This window comes from Edwardsiella anguillarum ET080813 (genome assembly GCF_000264765.2).
GTDB classification, from domain to species: Bacteria; Pseudomonadota; Gammaproteobacteria; order Enterobacterales; family Enterobacteriaceae; genus Edwardsiella; species Edwardsiella anguillarum.
Genome location: NZ_CP006664.1, coordinates 3,759,880 through 3,776,545, shown reverse-complemented (window position 1 = coordinate 3,776,545; position 16,666 = coordinate 3,759,880). Strand labels below are relative to the sequence as shown.

General features: G+C 60.6%; 13 protein-coding genes and 1 pseudogene. 8 read left to right on the top strand and 6 right to left on the bottom strand.

Annotation, left to right across the window (positions count from 1 at the left end):
• Window positions 1-8 precede the first annotated feature (8 nt).
• The 3 genes from bioD to ETEE_RS16970 form a co-directional block, all read right to left on the bottom strand.
• Window positions 9-674, bottom strand: coding sequence for a dethiobiotin synthase (bioD, locus tag ETEE_RS16980; protein ID WP_034163430.1), 666 nt, complete (start codon window positions 672-674; stop codon window positions 9-11).
• Window positions 675-912: 238 nt separating this feature from the next.
• Window positions 913-2,136 (bottom strand): sugar metabolism global transcriptional regulator Mlc, encoded by a 1,224-nt coding sequence (mlc, locus tag ETEE_RS16975; RefSeq protein WP_034163431.1) that lies wholly within the window; start codon window positions 2,134-2,136, stop codon window positions 913-915.
• 115 nt (window positions 2,137-2,251) lie between these two features.
• The gene (locus tag ETEE_RS16970; RefSeq protein ID WP_034163461.1) at window positions 2,252-3,193 is read right to left on the bottom strand and encodes a LysR family transcriptional regulator; all 942 of its coding nucleotides are present in this window, start codon (window positions 3,191-3,193) and stop codon (window positions 2,252-2,254) included.
• A gap of 162 nt (window positions 3,194-3,355) precedes the next feature.
• Here ETEE_RS16970 and ETEE_RS16965 point away from each other — a divergent pair, with 162 nt between their 5' ends.
• The gene (locus ETEE_RS16965; protein WP_034163432.1) at window positions 3,356-4,633 is read left to right on the top strand and encodes an MFS transporter; all 1,278 of its coding nucleotides are present in this window, start codon (window positions 3,356-3,358) and stop codon (window positions 4,631-4,633) included.
• A 284-nt stretch (window positions 4,634-4,917) separates the two neighbouring features.
• Here the strand turns inward: ETEE_RS16965 and ETEE_RS16960 are convergent, their stop codons facing one another.
• Window positions 4,918-5,355, bottom strand: coding sequence for a VOC family protein (locus ETEE_RS16960; RefSeq protein WP_034163433.1), 438 nt, complete (start codon window positions 5,353-5,355; stop codon window positions 4,918-4,920).
• 356 nt (window positions 5,356-5,711) lie between these two features.
• Between ETEE_RS16960 and tus the strand changes: the two genes are divergently transcribed.
• Entirely contained in the window at window positions 5,712-6,641 is a 930-nt protein-coding gene (tus, locus tag ETEE_RS16955) for a DNA replication terminus site-binding protein (protein ID WP_034163434.1), read from the top strand.
• Between the two features lie 15 nt (window positions 6,642-6,656).
• On the opposite strand, the pseudogene fumC reads toward tus, so the two are convergent.
• A pseudogene (fumC, locus tag ETEE_RS16950) lies at window positions 6,657-8,040 on the bottom strand (class II fumarate hydratase).
• Between the two features lie 195 nt (window positions 8,041-8,235).
• Between fumC and manA the strand changes: the two are divergent.
• From manA to add, 3 genes are all read left to right on the top strand, one after another.
• Window positions 8,236-9,414 (top strand): mannose-6-phosphate isomerase, encoded by a 1,179-nt coding sequence (manA, locus tag ETEE_RS16945; RefSeq protein WP_034163435.1) that lies wholly within the window; start codon window positions 8,236-8,238, stop codon window positions 9,412-9,414.
• Window positions 9,415-9,542: 128 nt separating this feature from the next.
• A complete protein-coding gene (locus tag ETEE_RS16940) occupies window positions 9,543-11,021 on the top strand; it encodes a YdgA family protein (protein WP_034163436.1) in 1,479 nt (492 codons plus the stop codon).
• A 260-nt stretch (window positions 11,022-11,281) separates the two neighbouring features.
• Window positions 11,282-12,283, top strand: coding sequence for an adenosine deaminase (gene add / locus ETEE_RS16935; protein ID WP_034163437.1), 1,002 nt, complete (start codon window positions 11,282-11,284; stop codon window positions 12,281-12,283).
• A 24-nt stretch (window positions 12,284-12,307) separates the two neighbouring features.
• Here the strand turns inward: add and ETEE_RS16930 are convergent, their stop codons facing one another.
• The gene (locus ETEE_RS16930; protein WP_034163438.1) at window positions 12,308-13,294 is read right to left on the bottom strand and encodes a bile acid:sodium symporter family protein; all 987 of its coding nucleotides are present in this window, start codon (window positions 13,292-13,294) and stop codon (window positions 12,308-12,310) included.
• 237 nt (window positions 13,295-13,531) lie between these two features.
• Here ETEE_RS16930 and ydgT point away from each other — a divergent pair, with 237 nt between their 5' ends.
• The 3 genes from ydgT (at window position 13,532) to ETEE_RS16915 (ending at window position 16,552) form a co-directional block, all read left to right on the top strand.
• Entirely contained in the window at window positions 13,532-13,747 is a 216-nt protein-coding gene (gene ydgT, locus ETEE_RS16925; RefSeq protein WP_034163439.1) for a transcription modulator YdgT, read from the top strand.
• 558 nt (window positions 13,748-14,305) lie between these two features.
• Window positions 14,306-16,036, top strand: coding sequence for a formate--tetrahydrofolate ligase (locus tag ETEE_RS16920; RefSeq protein ID WP_034163440.1), 1,731 nt, complete (start codon window positions 14,306-14,308; stop codon window positions 16,034-16,036).
• 84 nt (window positions 16,037-16,120) lie between these two features.
• A complete protein-coding gene (locus tag ETEE_RS16915; protein WP_034163441.1) occupies window positions 16,121-16,552 on the top strand; it encodes a DUF2569 domain-containing protein in 432 nt (143 codons plus the stop codon).
• The last annotated feature ends 114 nt before the right edge of the window (window positions 16,553-16,666 follow it).

Genomic DNA, 16,666 nt, shown 5'->3' with positions numbered 1-16,666 from the left:
ACGCGGCGTCAGACCAGCGCAGACAAATCGATATAGCGCGCCAGCGCTTTTTCCTCTGGACGGTACAGATAGGGGATCTCTCCCAGCTGCGGCGCCGGCAGTTTCTGCCGCAGAGCATCAATGGTCTCAGCATAATGCGACAGGCCGGGGTTAATCCGGTTCGCAATCCAGCCGACAAACGGAAGGCCATCATTAATAATGGCCTGAGCGGTCAGTATGGCATGGCTGATACAGCCCAGCTTAATCCCCACCACCAGGATCACCGGGAGTTGCTCCTGCACAACCCATTCAGAGAGCGGACGCAAATCCTGCATCAATACCCGCCAGCCGCCGGTTCCCTGCACCACGACATGCTGCGCCTTCACGCTCAGATGCTGCAGCCCACGGCTCATGGCGCCATAGTCCAGCGCCTCGCCGGTATAGGCATTGGCTATCTCTTCGCGCAGGGTGACAGGATTAACCTCGTCATAGCTGAGCGCCATGGAAGAGGCCTCGAGCAGCGTGACGGCATCCCGATTGCGTAATCCCTGCGGGGTCTCATCGCTGCCTACGGCGATAGGTTTATACCCCACCGCGCTGTGCCCCGCCGCCTGAATAGCTTGTAATAACGCACGGGAGGCCACCGTTTTACCCACCTCGGTGTCGGTTCCCGTAACGAATACGCGTTTTAACATGGAATAATTACTCCGGAGAGACTCCGATTAATAATAAAAAAGCAGAACGATCTGACCGGAAGTATGCTGTGTGCCCGCGATCGCTAATAAACCAGGAAGTCTAGGCGAAGCGCTTCTTAGGCGGCTTGCGTTAGCTCAAATTTTTATTTATCGCGCGGATCATTTTCCTACCCAGCGCGCGAATTCACGGGCGATGAGTAACCGTTCGGCAAACAAAAGCGAACAATTATGCGTACAATTACCCTTGCAGCAGCTGTACCAGCAGCGAACCGTTATATAGCGCTTCTTTGACCAGCGCGGCAGCGGGCATCGTACCATGGTTGTGAAAATGGCTGGCCTCAACCGAAAGATGCTGGGTGTAATGGGGCAGCGCCTGCTGCCGAATTGCGCTGGCGATGGAGGGGAACAAGACCTCCGCGGCCTGGTTCAGCGGTGAGCCTATCAGGATTTTTTCCGGGTTAAACAGGTTAACCATCACCGCAGCGATGCGCCCCACGCTATGACCGACGCTATTGATCAAGTCCCGTCCTAGCTGATCTCCCTGCAGCGCGGCCTGACACAGGGCCTCAATATTCAGCGGACTGACCGCGTGCAGCTGTGACGACGGCGACAGCGCGAGACGCTGCTGCGCCAGCGTCAGTATATTGCCCAGCCCGGCGACCGTCTCCAGACAACCATGGTTTCCGCAGTAGCACTGCTTGCCATAGGGATCGACCTGGGTATGCCCTATTTCTACCAAACTTTGGCGACTTCCGTTCAGCAGACGCCCTTCGCTGATCACGCCGGCGCCCACGTTATGGTCAATGACAATCTGAATCAGGTTGGCGCAGCCCGCGCCGGCGCCAAACAGCGACTCGGCCATGGTCCAAGCGCAAACGTCATGCTGCAGATATACCGGCAGCCCCGTATGGCGCGAGAGCTCGACGCTCAACGCCATGTCACACACCTCAGCATAGTACGGCATCCGGTGTACGATCCCCTGGGCGGCGTTAATCAGCCCCGGCAGCGTAATGGCAATCGCCGTCAGACGCTCCAGCTGATGCTGGTGGCGGGTGAAAAACAGATCGATCTCTGTCACGATGCGGGTCAGCAGCGGCAGTTCACCCTGCGCCGGCAGCGCGATCTCCTCTTCGGCGACCAGCGCGCCGCTCAGATCGCGCAGCGCTAGCGTCATCGTGCCCAGCCCAATCCGCACGCAAAGATAGTGCCAGGATGCGGTATCCAGCGTGAGCCCCACGGCAGGACGTCCGCGGCTGCCGGGCTCCTGGAATTCCGTCTCCTGCACCAGGTGAGCCTCAAGCAGCTCACGCACGATTTTGGTAATGCTGGCGGGTGCCAGCTGTGCGCGTTTTGAGAGCTCAATGCGCGAAATGGGGCCAAAACGATCGATAAGGCGGTAAACCGCCCCAGCATTTATCTGCTTGATTTGATCAATATGCCCCGGCTGACCGTCAGCAATCACTACCGCTACTCCCAGTTATTTTTCGCGCTTCAAAATAAATCTTACCGGGTATGGCGGGGATTTTACAAAAAGGCGTCAACCATTTGATTAGTTATGTGATTAAGTGCACAAATACTTACCCATTCGGCGCGTTTTCCATCATCGATGGCGGCGCCATGACGTCGGAGGGGGGCGCGGTCAGCAGCGCGATCAGCGCATTGGCCTGTGCGCTCAGCGGCCGCTGGCGGTGGTAGGCGAGCCACACCTCGGTATAGGCGTCGGGCTCATCCAATGCGCGATAACACACACCGTCCACCTGAATACGAGTATAGGACGCAGGCAGAATAGAGATGCCCAGGCCCGCCGAGATCAGCCCGACGATCGTCATCGCCTCACCGACCTCCTGCGTAATATACGGCACAATGCCGGCCCTCTTCAGCAGCGACAGCAGCTCATCGTATAGCGCCGTACCATCACCGCGGGAAAAAAAGACAAAGGGTTGGTCGGCCAGGTCGCTGAACCTCAGCGCCTGCCCCCGCAGCGCCAAGGGATGGTGACGATGCAAAACCGCAACCAGCGGCTCACGCTGCAGCACCCGGTGCGTCAGCACGCCGGGCAGCAGCGTATTGCGCAATATGCCGATGTCCAGCTTGCCATCAACCAACGGTTCGATCTGCTGCTTGGTATTTAGCTCGCGCATCTGCAGATGTACCTGCGGATAGCGCTGGCGATAGGAGAACAGGCTGTGTGCCACCCGGGGAATAAAGGGAACCGATGAGGTAAAGCCAATGGTTAGATCCCCGGTCTCCCCCCGATGGGCCCGGGCCGCCTTTTCGGCCGCCTGCTCCAGCTGACTGACGATCGCATAGCACTCTTTTAGAAAAAGGCTCCCCGCCTGCGTCAGGCTGACGCTGCGGTTGGTGCGCATCAGCAAACAGGCGCCCAGTTCGCGCTCCAGCGCCTGGATCTGCTGGCTCAGCGGCGGCTGCGAGATATTCAGCCGCTCCGCCGCCCGGTTGAAATGTCGCTCCTCGGCGACGGCGATAAAGTACTTAAGATGACGAATTTCGATGCGCATGGCCATTGATACTTTAAATATATTATTGGTTCTTATTAATATATTAGACATTCAACAGGCGTAATTCTATGCTCGCTGTCCTGCAGCCTGGTTTCGCGTCGATATCGCAGATCGTGATGTGGCCTAGGCTGACTCTCTGTTTGTCCCGTATAAGGATATTGTGTGAATACCTCCCCGGCTGAAGCCGCGCCGGATACCGTCTCTCCGGCATCCACCGCCATCAGCGATGACCTTAATGGTAAACCCCCTTTTATCACCCGCGACCGCCCCGATTTCAAGCGGGTCACGCTGGCCCTGTTTTCCGCGGGGCTGGCCACTTTTGCCCTGCTGTACTGCGTACAGCCCATTCTACCGGTGCTATCGCAGGATTTCGCCATTACTCCGGCGACCAGCAGCCTATCGCTATCGGTTTCCACCGGTATGCTGGCCATCGGACTGCTGTTTACCGGCCCGCTCTCCGATGCCATCGGTCGTAAGAATGTCATGGTCACGGCGCTGCTGCTGGCGGCTGTCTGCACCCTGATCTGCGCCCTGATGAGCAGCTGGGATGCCATTCTGGTGATGCGAGCCCTGGTGGGGCTGGCCCTGAGCGGCGTAGCTGCCGTGGCCATGACCTATCTCAGCGAAGAGATGGATCCCTCGGTAGTCGCGTTCTCCATGGGGCTGTACATCAGCGGAAACTCGATCGGCGGCATGAGCGGCCGCCTGATCAGCGGCGTCCTGACGGATTACTTCTCCTGGCGGGCCACCCTGGCCGTCATCGGGCTATTTGCGCTGTGCGGCGCGCTGATGTTCTGGAAAATCCTGCCGCCCTCGCGCCATTTTCGCCCGACCTCCCTGCGCCCGCGCAACCTGCTGCTCAATCTGCGCCTGCACTGCCACGATCGGGGGCTTCCGCTGCTGTTCGCCGAAGGCTTCCTGCTGATGGGCAGCTTTGTCACGCTGTTTAACTACATTGGCTACCGCCTGCTGGCCTCCCCCTATGACCTCAGCCAGGCTATCGTCGGCGTGCTATCACTGGTCTATATCAGCGGCACCTACAGCTCGCCCAAGGCCGGGGCGATGACCGCCCGCTTTGGCCGTGGCCCGGTGCTGAGCGTCGCGATAATCATCATGCTGCTGGGACTGCTGATCACCGCCTTCTCCGCGCTGTGGCTGGTGTTTATTGGCATGGTGCTGTTTACCACCGGCTTCTTCGCCGCCCATTCCGTGGCCAGCAGCTGGATCGGCCGCCGGGCGCGCCGGGCCAAAGGCCAGGCCTCCTCACTCTATTTGTTCAGCTACTACGTCGGATCCAGCGTCGCCGGTACGCTAGGCGGCGTGTTCTGGCACAGCCATGGCTGGAACGGTATCGTCGTCTTCCTGGTCGCCATGCTGCTGCTCGCCTGGCTGCTGGGGCGTCGTCTACAGCGTCTCCCTGAAGCCACCCCGCTATCATAGCGTCCATCGCGTCCTTGCCGGGCGGCCCGCCGCTCGGCGAGCGTACGAACGATCCCGGCCCAGGTATTGCGGGGGCCAAAGCAGCCGGAGTGCGGTTTGGCCCTCCTCCCGCGCGGAATGAAAAACGGCCGCTGACGACGACTGCTCATATTGGCGCTCGGGGAGTCTCGGTGCCATTGCACCGGAATTTAATTCCCCCTTTTAGCCTATTGGCGGGAACGTCATCCTCTTGAATGTCAGACATTCGGGTTGGCTATCCGCTCAGTGCCAGAAACGAACACGGTTTACCCACGAAGCCAAGGGGTCATCGTAAGCCCGGTGAGCAACCCTTCGGGGCTGAGCAGACGCGTGACAGTTTGTCCCCACGGCTCTATGCGGTTAGCCACAAACAGGCTATAGCCCTTCTCTACCAATATCCGGGTAGCAGAATCGAGATCCTGTACCTCATATTCAATCCATCCCTGAGGGATCGGGTGTTCCGTTGGCCACAACCCAACGCCAAAGCATGAGGTTGCAGCCTGTGACAGTGGCCAGACGGCAAAATGTTTAACCCCTTTCAGCAGGCCCTCTTCCGACAGCAGGTAATCGCAGTTACCCTCCATGGGTTTAAGCGGCAGACCGAGTATCCGCACATAAAACGCGGTGCTGGATTCAGTATCCTGCGCAATGGGCCCAAACCCCGCGACAAACAACACGTCAATTTCCGGTAAATTCTGCGCCATGCCGGCATCCTTAATCCGCTGGAATGAATCCTCAATGTATATTACGACTCAGCGAGTATCCAGGGGGATGCGCTGACGGCTCCATGTGATATGGGCAGTAACCAGAACATCCGCTGCGCGCCCAACGCGGTCCGGGCTGAGAAACCGCCTTAGCGTAGGATACCTCTCGCGTTCCAAGCGTCCACCCCTGCCATCCTGAGGATGCTATCGCCGCCGGGGCCCCCCTCCATCGATGGACATCAATCCTGCTGGACTCCCGCTATCCGCGGGATGGTAGGGGTAAAATGCGTTGCTGCAGACAGCGCAGTGTGTCATCATCAAATGTATGTTGTAACTAATAAAGACATCTATCCTCAATGACCACCAGCAGCGTTATCGAACGACTTCATCTCTGCTTCCGTCAACTGGAGGAGACGCTAGCGCACGTCGACCACCAGCTGGCTGCCCTCACCCCGCTGCAGGCGCAGATATTTGCGCTACCGGAGATAGAAAAAGGCAAAGAGCATGAGGAGATCCGCCGCATCGCCGTCCTCCCCTGTGCCGCCGGGGAGGCTTTTGACGCCGGACGCCGTCACTTTCGCCGCCTCTTCCTTCACCACCACAGCCAGCATGTCAGCAGCAAGGCCGCGGTACGCCTGCCCGGCGTGCTGTGCTACCAGGCCACGCCCCGGCAGCGCAGCGCGCTGCGCGACGCGATCGAGAGAGTCAACCGCCACAAACAACAGCTGGAGCAGATCATCGCCGTGGAGACCGGACTGCCTCCGGAGCAGCGCTTTGACTTTGTCCACCGCCAGCTCAAAGGGCTGCTGACCCTCAGCGCCTACCGCACTCTGACGCTACTAGACGATCCCAGCAGCGTCGGCTTCGGCTGGGCAAACAAGCAGGTGATCAATAATCTCAGCCGCGCCGAGGTACTGACGCGCCTGGATAAAAGCCTGCGCGCCGGACGCGCCGTTGCCCCCTACACCCGTGAACAGTGGACGCAGCGCATTCTGCAGGAACGGGATACCCTGCTGGCGCTGCCCGGGGATGTCAAACTCAAAATTCGCCGCCCGGTCAAGGTTCAGCCGATTGCCCGCGTGTGGTACAGCGCTATCCAGCGTCAGGTACAGCACCCCTGCAGCATGCCGCTGATCGCGCTGTGCGAGTCTGCTGAGCTGGCGCCGCGCATCGGCACGCTGGCCGACTACGACGCCGACAACATCGCGCTGCGCCATCGCCCGCGGGCCAAGAAGCTGATTCCGGTGATCCCCCGGCTGCATCTGTACCGTGAGGTCGATGAGTAGTGACGTTGTCACAGATCAATCGCCCCACGCCGGATTACCCACCATCTGCGCGGGTTGAACCCACTGGTCAAACGCCTGCGCGCTGACATAGCCGAGCGCTAGCGCCGCCGCCCGTAGCGTCGTCCCCTCTCGGTGCGCCTTCTTGGCGATCTCGGCCGCCCGATCGTAGCCGATGTGCGGGGCCAGCGCCGTCACCAGCATCAGAGAACGCTGCAGCAGCTCATCGATACACTCCCGGTTCGGCATCAGCCCCTGCACACAGTGCTGGTTGAAGCTCTCCATGCCATCGGCCAACAGGCGCAGGGACTGTAAGACATTGCGGATCACCAGCGGGCGAAAGACGTTCAGCTCAAAGTTACCGGAGGCGCCACCGATATTCACGGCGGTATCATTCCCCAGCACCTGCGCACACACCATGGTCAGCGCCTCACACTGCGTCGGGTTGACCTTACTGAGCATGATGGAGCTGCCCGGCTCATTCTCCGGCAGCCCCAGCTCCCCTATCCCACAGCGGGGGCCAGAGGCCAGCCAGCGCACATCGTTAGCGATCTTCATCAGGGAGCAGGCCAGCCCCTTCAGCGCGCCGTGCCCTTGCACCAAGGCATCACAGGTCGCCAGCGCCTTGAACTTATTAGGAGCGCTGACAAATGGCAGACCGCGCTGGTCAGCGATCTCGGCGGCGACACGCAGGGCAAAGCCCGGCGGCGTATTCAGTCCGGTTCCGAGCGCCGTTCCCCCCAGCGCCAGCTCGTACAGGTGCGGTAGCGCGTGGCGGATATGCTGCCCACTGTGCTCCAGCACCGCCACCCAGCCGGAGATCTCCTGCTCCAGCGTCAGCGGCGTGGCATCCTGCAGATGGGTGCGCCCAATCTTCACAATGGAGGCGAAGCACTGCGCCTTATGCCGCAGGGTATCGCTCAGTTGGGCGATCCGCGGCAGCAGATCGCGCTCAATGCCCAACACCGCCGCCACGTGCATCGCCGTTGGAAACACATCGTTGGAGCTTTGGGTGCTATTGACGTCATCGTTGGGATGCACCAAGCGCTGCTCGCCGCGGACGCCCCCCAGCAGCTCACTGGCGCGGTTCGCCAGCACTTCGTTCATATTCATATTGGTCTGCGTGCCGGAGCCCGTCTGCCAGACCGACAGCGGCAACTCCCCGGCACGCTGACCGTCGATAACCTCCTGCGCCGCCAGTATAATAGCGGGCGCCCGGCCTCTCGGTTTACTCGCGCAGCACACAGTTTGACCAGCGCCAGCGCCGTAATCAGCGCCGGCGGCATCTTTTCTACCGAGATACGAAAATGCGCCAGAGAGCGCTGCATCTGGGCGCCCCACATACGATCCTGAGGCACCTCACCTGTCCCATCGCGTCTCTCTCTATACGCATCGCCGTCATCGTCTCTCCTCGGTTCTCCGTTGGCCCATCGCCCGCGCGGTGAGAAATTAACCGCCTCTTTTTCAGTATACTGCCTTGCCAATGGCCTCATTGAGGATGCCTTCGTCATTTAGATGATCAATCCCCTTGCCGAGGCGGGGGCTGTTCCTGTTTACTGAAGAAAATTCACGTTTCACTGACTCGCGGAACCGACAGATGCAAAAGATGATCAATGCCATACAGCACTATGCCTGGGGCAGCCACGACGCGCTGAGTAACCTCTATGACATCGCTAACCCGGATGACCAGCCGATGGCCGAACTGTGGATGGGGGCCCACCCGTTGAACAGCTCTCGGGTGCAGGATGCGCACGGCGCCGAGCTCAGCCTGCGCGATCAAATCGCCGCCGATCCACGCGCCCAGCTGGGCGATGCCGTCGCTCATCGCTTTGGCGAGCTGCCGTTTCTGTTCAAGGTGCTATGCGCCGCCCAGCCGCTCTCCATTCAGGTACATCCCAACAAACGCGCCGCCGAGGCCGGCTTTGCGCGTGAGGAGGCCGCCGGCATCGCGCGAAATGCCCCTAACCGTAACTACAAGGATGCCAACCATAAGCCGGAGCTGGTATATGCGCTGACCCCCTTTGCGGCAATGAACGGCTTTCGCGAATTCGATCGGATAGCCGCCTTGCTGCAGCCGCTGGCCGATGCCCACCCGGATATCGCCGGTTTTATCGCGCACCCGACCACCGACACGCTGCGGACCCTGTTTGCCAATCTGCTCAATATGCAGGGCGAGGAAAAAGCCCATGCGCTGCGCCGCCTGCGCGAGGAGATGGCCCACCAGCAAGGTGCGGTCTGGGACACCCTGCATACCATTATCCCTATTTACCCGGATGACAGCGGCCTGTTCTCCCCGCTGCTGCTGAATGTGATCGAGCTGGCACCGGGCCAGGCCATGTTCCTGGATGCCGAAACCCCTCACGCCTATCTGCACGGCGTCGGCCTGGAGGTCATGGCCAATTCGGATAACGTACTGCGCGCCGGCCTGACCCCGAAATATATCGACGTCGCCGAGCTGCTGGAGAACGTCCGCTTCGTCGCCAAACCGCTCGAGACGCTGCTGACGGCGCCGAGCACCGCCGGCGCAGAGACCCGTTTTCCGGTGCCGGTCGCCGATTTTTCCTTCGCGGTCCATACCCTGAGCGCACAGCCGCAGCCGCTGCATCAGGAGAGCGCCGCTGTGCTGTTCTGTATCCGTGGAGAGGCCCGGCTGCAGCAGGGGGCACAGACGCTGATCCTGCACGCCGGCGAGTCCTGCTATCTCAGCGCCGCCGACCGCCAGGTTTCGGTGACCGGTCACGGCGAGCTGGCGCGCGTGTTTAATCAGTTAGATTAATTTTCAACGAATTATTTGCCAATTACACCCCCTTGCCGCCACAATAAAAACGCCTGCGGGCGTTTTTTACCTTCCGGCACCGATGCGCTTGAAGCCGGTGCCCGATTCTGGCTACAGAAGGACAGAGTATGAAAAAATCAGCCGTCGCCGTTGCGGTCATCGTGGTGTTGGGCGCAGCCTGGAGCGGCGCATCGTGGTATACCGGTAAGCTTATTGAGCAGCGTATGGACGGTGAGGTTGCCCGCCTTAACGAAAGCCTCACTCAGCGCCTGCCTCAGGCCGGCCTGAAGATCAGCTACCAGGATTACCAACGCGGCGTTTTCTCCAGCCGGGTTCGCTACATTATCCAGGCCGATCCCGCCGCCAAACAGGATGCACTGCTGAAGCCGGGCCAGCAGCTGGCGCTGAATGAAACCATCAGCCATGGCCCCTTCCCGCTGACCCACTTCTCCCTGGAGCCCAGCATGGCCGTGGTGCACAGTGAGCTGGCCAACACACCGCTGGTCGCCCCGCTGTTTACAGCCAATAAAGGGCAGTCGCCGCTCGATGCCTATACCCGGATCGCCTATAGCGGAGATAACCGCTCCGAAATAACCCTGCTGCCGCTCTCTCTGCTGGCGGGCGAGAATAAAATCGACTTTGGTGGGGCGCAGATTAAGGCCGATGTCGCCCGCGATCTCAGCCGAATGGATCTGGCGGCGGAGGCCAAGAGCCTGAGCATCGACGCCCCGAACGGTGGACAGCGTGAAACCCTGTCGCTGACGGGCGCCACCTTTACCACCCACAGCAAGATGGGCAAGTTCGGCCTGAATATCGGTGAACAGCAGATCGCCGCCAAGCATCTGAGCCTATCGGTCGATGGCAAAGAGAGCGCCGCGCTGGACGATCTGGCAATGAACGCCAGCCTGAAAGAGGGTGAGCGTACGCTGGACGCCCGGGTGGACTATCGCCTGGGCGCGCTGCAGATCGATGGCAAAGCCTTCGGCGGCGGCGCCATGACGCTGGACCTGAACGGGTTCGATGGCCATGGCGTGAAAACGTTTGCCGATGAATACAACGCCTTTATCAGCCGCCAGCTCAGCAGCGGCCACAGCAGCGACAGCGCCGCCTATCAGCAGCAGCTGACCAGCATGCTGGATGCCGCCCTGCCCACCCTGCTGAGCGGCAATCCCCGGATCGATCTCAAGCCGGTCACCTGGAAAAACAGCGCCGGCAGCAGTCAGTTTGACCTTAGCCTGTCCCTGGGCGCACCGGCCAAGACCGAGGCCGCCGCCGCGCTGCCGCCGCTGTTGCAGGCCGTCCGTACGCTAGATGTCTCCCTTAACCTCTCCATGCCGATGGCGACGCAAATCGCCGCCAATGCGGCCGAGCTCGAGGGCTACCAGGCCGATGAGGCGCAAAAGCTGGCGGCACAGCAGGTGCAGGGCGTCTCCGCCATGGGCCAGATGTTTAAGCTCACGACGCAGCAGGATAACGCGATCGTCAGCCAGCTACGCTATGCCGACGGACAGGTCACCCTAAACGGTAAGCAGATGACCCTGGCTCAGTTTGCCGGCCTGTTTGGCGTGCTGGGCGGTATGGATTCAGCGCCCACGGGCGCGCAGTAATCCTCTCCGCTGCCATCGACAACGCCCGCCGCTCGGCGGGCGTTTTTTTTCCCTTTCCGCACAGTGCGTAATATTGTATATAAACACAGCATTTCCGCACAGCGCGCCATACTGTATATAAATACAGTATGGCAGCAAAGCGAGACATTGATGGATTTTTGGTGATATTCATCACACTTTTATGCAATTAGATGGCGTTTTACATCGTGTTATTTTTATACTGTTGCGCACTTTAATCAAAATAACTGAGAGTGCCCATCATGATCGATTCGCGTTTTCCCCTGACCGACCTGCACCGCCATCTTGATGGCAATATCCGACCGCAAACCATTCTAGAGCTGGGGCAACAGTATCAGCTGGCACTGCCGGCGGATGAGCTGGAGGCCCTGCGCCCCCATGTCCAAATCAGCGATACGGTTCCGGATCTGGTCAGCTTTCTGCAGAAGCTGGACTGGGGCGTCGCCGTTCTGGCCACTCTGGACGCCTGCCGCCGGGTGGCCTACGAAAACGTGGAAGATCTGAAGCACGCAGGCATCGATTATGCCGAACTGCGCTTCTCCCCCTACTACATGGCACAGCGCCACGGCCTGCCGCTGCAGGGGGTGGTTGAAGCCATCATTGACGGCGTCAGCGCCGCATCGCGCGACGTCGGCGTTCCGGTCAAGCTGATTGGGATCATGAGTCGCACCTTTGGCCAGGAGGCCTGCCGCCAGGAGCTGGAGGCGCTGCTGAGCTGCCGTGAGCGGATCGCCGCGCTGGACCTGGCCGGTGACGAACTGGGCTTCCCGGGCGATCTGTTTATGTCGCACTTTACCCGAGCGCGTGACGCGGGATGGCACATTACGGTACACGCCGGCGAAGCCGCGGGGGCGGAAAGCATCTGGCAGGCCATCCGCGAGCTGGGGGCCGAACGCATTGGCCACGGCGTGAAGGCGATCCAAGATGCGCGCCTGATGGATTATCTGGCGGAGCACGCCATCGGCGTGGAGGCCTGCCTGACCTCCAATCTGCAGACCAGTACGGTGCCCTCTTTGGCACAGCATCCGCTGAAGCATTTCCTGCAACACGGCATTATCGCTAACCTCAATACGGATGACCCTGCGGTGGAAGGGATTGAGCTGCGTCACGAATACCAGACGGCCGCCCCGGCGGCGGGCCTGAGCGCCGAGCAGATCCGCCAGGCGCAGTACAACGGCCTGACCATGGCTTTCCTGAGCCCGGCGGAGAAGCAGGCGCTGCGCGACGCCAAGCAGGTAGGCTAATCCCCCAGCGCCCTGGGCGCCTCGCTATTCAGCGCGCGCCTGCGCCTGACGGCCGCGGGCGTAGCGCTGGGCCAGCCAGGCACAGACCATCAGCTGCAGCTGGTGAAAAATCATCAGCGGCAGCACCATCATCCCGACGGCCGCCGCCGGAAATAGCACGTTGGCCATCGGGATACCGTTGGCCAGGCTCTTTTTAGAGCCGCAGAACACAATGGTTATCTCATCGGCCTTATCGAACCCCAACGCCCGGGCGACGACGGTGTTAATCAGCAGCACAATCGTCAGCAGCAGGCAGGAGACCAGCACGATCACCCCGAGAGAGCCGGCGTCAATACGCTGCCAGATCCCCTCGATCACCGCCTCACTGAACGCGGTATAGACCACCAACAGGATCGATGAACGGTCGGTTACATTGATCAGACGCCGGTGACGGGCCACCCAAGTCGCCGTCAGCGGACGCGACAGATGTCCCAGCAGGAACGGCAGCATCAGCTGCAGCACAATCGCGCCGATAGCGTGCAGGCTATCGATATTGTCGCCCTGCGTATGCATCAGCAGCCCCACCAGCAGCGGCGATAAAAACACCCCCAGCATACTGGAGGCCGAGGCGCTGCAGATGGCCGCCGCCACGTTGCCGCCGGCCATCGAGGTATAGGCAATGGCCGACTGCACCGTCGCTGGCAGCGCGCACAGATACAAAAAGCCCAGATAGACCGCGGGGCTCATCAGCGCCGGCACCAGCGCCCCCAGCCCCACGCCCAGCAGAGGGAACAGTGCGAAGGTGCTCAGGAATACTACGAGATGCAGCCGCCAGTGGCCGATACCGGCACCGATCGCCTCGCGCGACAGCTTGGCGCCATGCATAAAAAACAGCAGCGCGATAGCCGCGGTCGTCAAGTGACCAAACAGGGTTTTGGCTTCGCCACGACAAGGAAACAGCGATGCCAGCAGCACCACCAGGATCAGAACCAACAGAAATGGATCAATGCGTAAACGCCGCAGCCAGGACATAACACCGGTTTCCTTGTCAATCGATGGGATCGCCCCATCATAGCGGGGTTTCCTCCGCCTGCCACGCCCCTGTTACAGACCCTGACAAAATCCCCGCCGCCGCGGTGGCGCAGAATGGCATCGTTGCCATCAACATTTCATAATTTTGCAATCTATATCACTAATATCTCGCTGGACTCATTAGAATAATTGCTGAATACTGTTCTTTTATTATACATATCGAACAATGACGAAAATATGAACGTTGACGAATTCCTGCACAAATTCCGCAAGGTGAATAATAGCGACAGTCTGGAAAAACTCTTCGACCATTTAAATTATTCTCTGCGCGATGAAAGCGACATTATAAATATGTATCGCGCCGCCGACCATCGGCGCGCCGAACTGGTCAGCGGCGGGCGTCTGTTTGACGTGGGCTGCGTGCCGAAAGAGATTTGGCACTATGTCGTCTAGATCGGCCGACGCCGCGCGCGTTGGCCCTGTGTCCGCGCCCGCCGCCGCGCGGCGTACCGGGTTAACCCGTCCCCTGCTCGCCCCCTCCCGCTAAGCCCGTCGCGCGGCCTCCGCCACGCAGGTCATCCCGCCGAAATAGCGCGCGACGGACGAACCGGGCAGAGTCAGTGACTTTAAATTAGATGCTCTGAATTATTCCGTCCGGTTAATCGTTTACCTCGCTTTTTCTATTAACGCGAAGCGTAATGAAAATTAAGCGTAAATACCCGGCCCCGCGGGAATTCCCCCGCCTCACCGCGCTCAGCGAGATGATAAATCAGCCGGCTTTATAAAATAGCCCTCGCAGGCGGTGCAGTCTCTTCTTTATCCTTACCGGCGCCGTTTTCCCCCTCCCGGTTACACTATTCCGACATTTAACAAGGCAAACGTTTGCGCACTGTGGCATAGTACGCACCTGAGCCCGTCCAGGCGTATAATCGATGCCGCTCAGCCCACTTAGCGGCCTGCTGCCGGCAGCGCCTGTGTTTACTCTGTCTATGTAAAGGATCACGACACGCCATGATATCCCGCTGCGAACCGATGCCTTCATCTCAGCCTGCCCTGCTGCCGATCGCCGCCGTTGCGACCCGAATCGGCATCGCCTCTGAAGCCTTGATCCCCTACGGCCAGTATGCGGCCAAGGTGGATATGCGACAGCTCACGCCCCGTCCCCCACGCGGTAAACTGATCCTGGTCTCCAGCATCACCCCCACGCCGCTCGGCGAAGGGAAAACCGTCACGACCCTAGGCCTGAGCCAAGGGCTGAACCATCTGGGGCACAGCGCCATCGCCTGTATCCGCCAGCCCAGCCTCGGCCCGGTGTTCGGCGTTAAGGGCGGCGCCGCCGGCGGCGGTGCGTCGCAGGTGCTGCCGATGGAGCAGCTCAATCTGCATCTGACCGGTGATATTCACGCCATCAGCGCCGCACATAACCTGGCCGCGGCGGCGCTCGATGCCCGTCTATTCCACGAACAGCGCCTGGGCGATGCGTTCACCGATCAGAGCGGGCTGCCGCGTCTGGATATCGATCCCCAGCGCATCGTCTGGAAACGGGTGATGGACCATAACGATCGGGCGCTGCGCAGCATCGACGTTGGCGTCGGCGGCGGCAATAACGGCGTGCCGCGTCACGATGGCTTTGACATCAGCGCCGCCTCAGAGCTGATGGCCATTCTGGCGCTCTCCGACGGTCTGGCCGATATGCGTACGCGCATCGGCAAGGTGATCCTGGCCTATTCCCTGCAAGGTGCGCCGATCACCGCGGAGGATCTGCAGGTGGCCGGTGCCATGACCGTTGTGATGAAAGCGGCGATCCACCCGACCCTGATGCAGAGCAGCGAGCAGACGCCGGTGCTGATCCACGCGGGTCCCTTCGCCAATATCGCCCACGGCAACTCCTCCGTGCTAGCCGATAGACTGGCCCTGCAGCTAGCCGACTATGTGGTCACCGAAGCGGGCTTCGGCTCCGACATGGGAATGGAGAAGTTCTTCAATATCAAATATCGCCAGTCGGGGATCGCCCCCTCCTGCGTGGTGCTGGTCGCCACGCTGCGCAGCCTGAAGGCCAACAGCGGGCAGTTCAATATGAAGCCGGGACAGGCGCTACCGGAAGAGGTGAAGCAGCCGAACGCCGATCTGCTGCGCACCGGCTGTGAAAACCTGGGCTGGCATATCGCCAACGCTCGCCGCTATGGTCTGCCGGTGGTTATCGCCGTCAACCGCTGGCCGGAAGATACGCCGCAGGAGCTGGCCATACTGCGCGACTATGCGCTCAGCGCCGGCGCATTCGGCGTCGAATTCAGCGAAGCCTTTGCTCTCGGCGGGCGCGGCGCGGCGCGCCTGGCAGCCTGCGTCACCGATGCCTGCAGCCAGGCGGCCCAGGTCAACCTACTGTACCCGGACGCGATGCCGCTGGCAGAGAAGCTGCAGACCCTGGCGCACAGCTACGGCGCCAGCCACGCCGAGCTGACGGCGCAGGCGCAGCAGGAGCTGGATGCACTGGAGCAGGCCGGATTTGGCCAACTGCCGCTGTGCATGGCGAAGACCCCGCTCTCCATCAGCGCCGATCCGGCGTTGAAAAACGCCCCGCGCGGCTTTGTGCTGCCCATCCGCAGCCTGCAGGTCTCCGCCGGCGCCGGTTTTATCCGCGCCTATGCCGGTAACATCATGACGATGCCGGGGCTTAGCACCCTGCCGGCCTACCGCCACATCGATATCGACGCCGACGGCAATACCGTTGGACTAAGCTAACGCCCGCCCCCGATCCCTGCTCCCTCCGGCGCCGGGATCGGGTATACTCCCCCGCATTCGCCCTTTTATCCGGTATTGCATACGATGAAAACTGACCGTATCGGCGGCTGGCTGTTTGCGCCATTGGCCTACATGATCCTCTCTCTCATCTCCTCCAGCCTGATGCTGGCGCTGTTCATCATGACGCTGCTGCAGCACGGCGGCGGCGGACGCCTGTGGTCCCACGGCGGCACCTTTTTCTCGCAGTGGGGGCTCTCCCTGCTCATTACCCTAGGCGTATGGTGCTTCTCACTGCACGTGCTGCGCCTGTTTTTTAAGCGCTCGCGGCGCTTCCCCAAGCATTTCATCGCCTGGCTGCTGGTCATGCTGCTGCTGGCGCTGAAGTCCTTCGCCTTCTCGCCGATCAGCGATACCCTTGCGCTGCGCGGGATCGTCATGCCGCTGCTGGCCGCCGCCGTGTTTGTTCCCTATATCAAGCGTTCGGCCCGCGTGCGCCAGACATTTATTGAGCAATAGCGTCAATTTACGCCGGCGCCGCCGCCCTCATCGTGGGTAATTTGCGCAAATCGCAATAACCCTACGTTTGATCTGTTGTCGTCAGCCGGTTAAACCCCGATAATACAGCGGTTT

What these genes read in the sequence shown, in the direction of transcription:
- bioD (WP_034163430.1), bottom strand. Translation starts at nt 674, where the DNA reads ATGTTAAAACGCGTATTCGTTACGGGAACCGACACCGAGGTGGGTAAA.
- ETEE_RS16970 (WP_034163461.1), bottom strand. Translation starts at nt 3,193, where the DNA reads ATGCGCATCGAAATTCGTCATCTTAAGTACTTTATCGCCGTCGCCGAG.
- ETEE_RS16960 (WP_034163433.1), bottom strand. Translation starts at nt 5,355, where the DNA reads ATGGCGCAGAATTTACCGGAAATTGACGTGTTGTTTGTCGCGGGGTTT.
- tus (WP_034163434.1), top strand. Translation starts at nt 5,712, where the DNA reads ATGACCACCAGCAGCGTTATCGAACGACTTCATCTCTGCTTCCGTCAA.
- manA (WP_034163435.1), top strand. Translation starts at nt 8,236, where the DNA reads ATGCAAAAGATGATCAATGCCATACAGCACTATGCCTGGGGCAGCCAC.
- ETEE_RS16940 (WP_034163436.1), top strand. Translation starts at nt 9,543, where the DNA reads ATGAAAAAATCAGCCGTCGCCGTTGCGGTCATCGTGGTGTTGGGCGCA.
- add (WP_034163437.1), top strand. Translation starts at nt 11,282, where the DNA reads ATGATCGATTCGCGTTTTCCCCTGACCGACCTGCACCGCCATCTTGAT.
- ETEE_RS16930 (WP_034163438.1), bottom strand. Translation starts at nt 13,294, where the DNA reads ATGTCCTGGCTGCGGCGTTTACGCATTGATCCATTTCTGTTGGTTCTG.
- ydgT (WP_034163439.1), top strand. Translation starts at nt 13,532, where the DNA reads ATGAACGTTGACGAATTCCTGCACAAATTCCGCAAGGTGAATAATAGC.
- ETEE_RS16920 (WP_034163440.1), top strand. Translation starts at nt 14,306, where the DNA reads ATGATATCCCGCTGCGAACCGATGCCTTCATCTCAGCCTGCCCTGCTG.
- ETEE_RS16915 (WP_034163441.1), top strand. Translation starts at nt 16,121, where the DNA reads ATGAAAACTGACCGTATCGGCGGCTGGCTGTTTGCGCCATTGGCCTAC.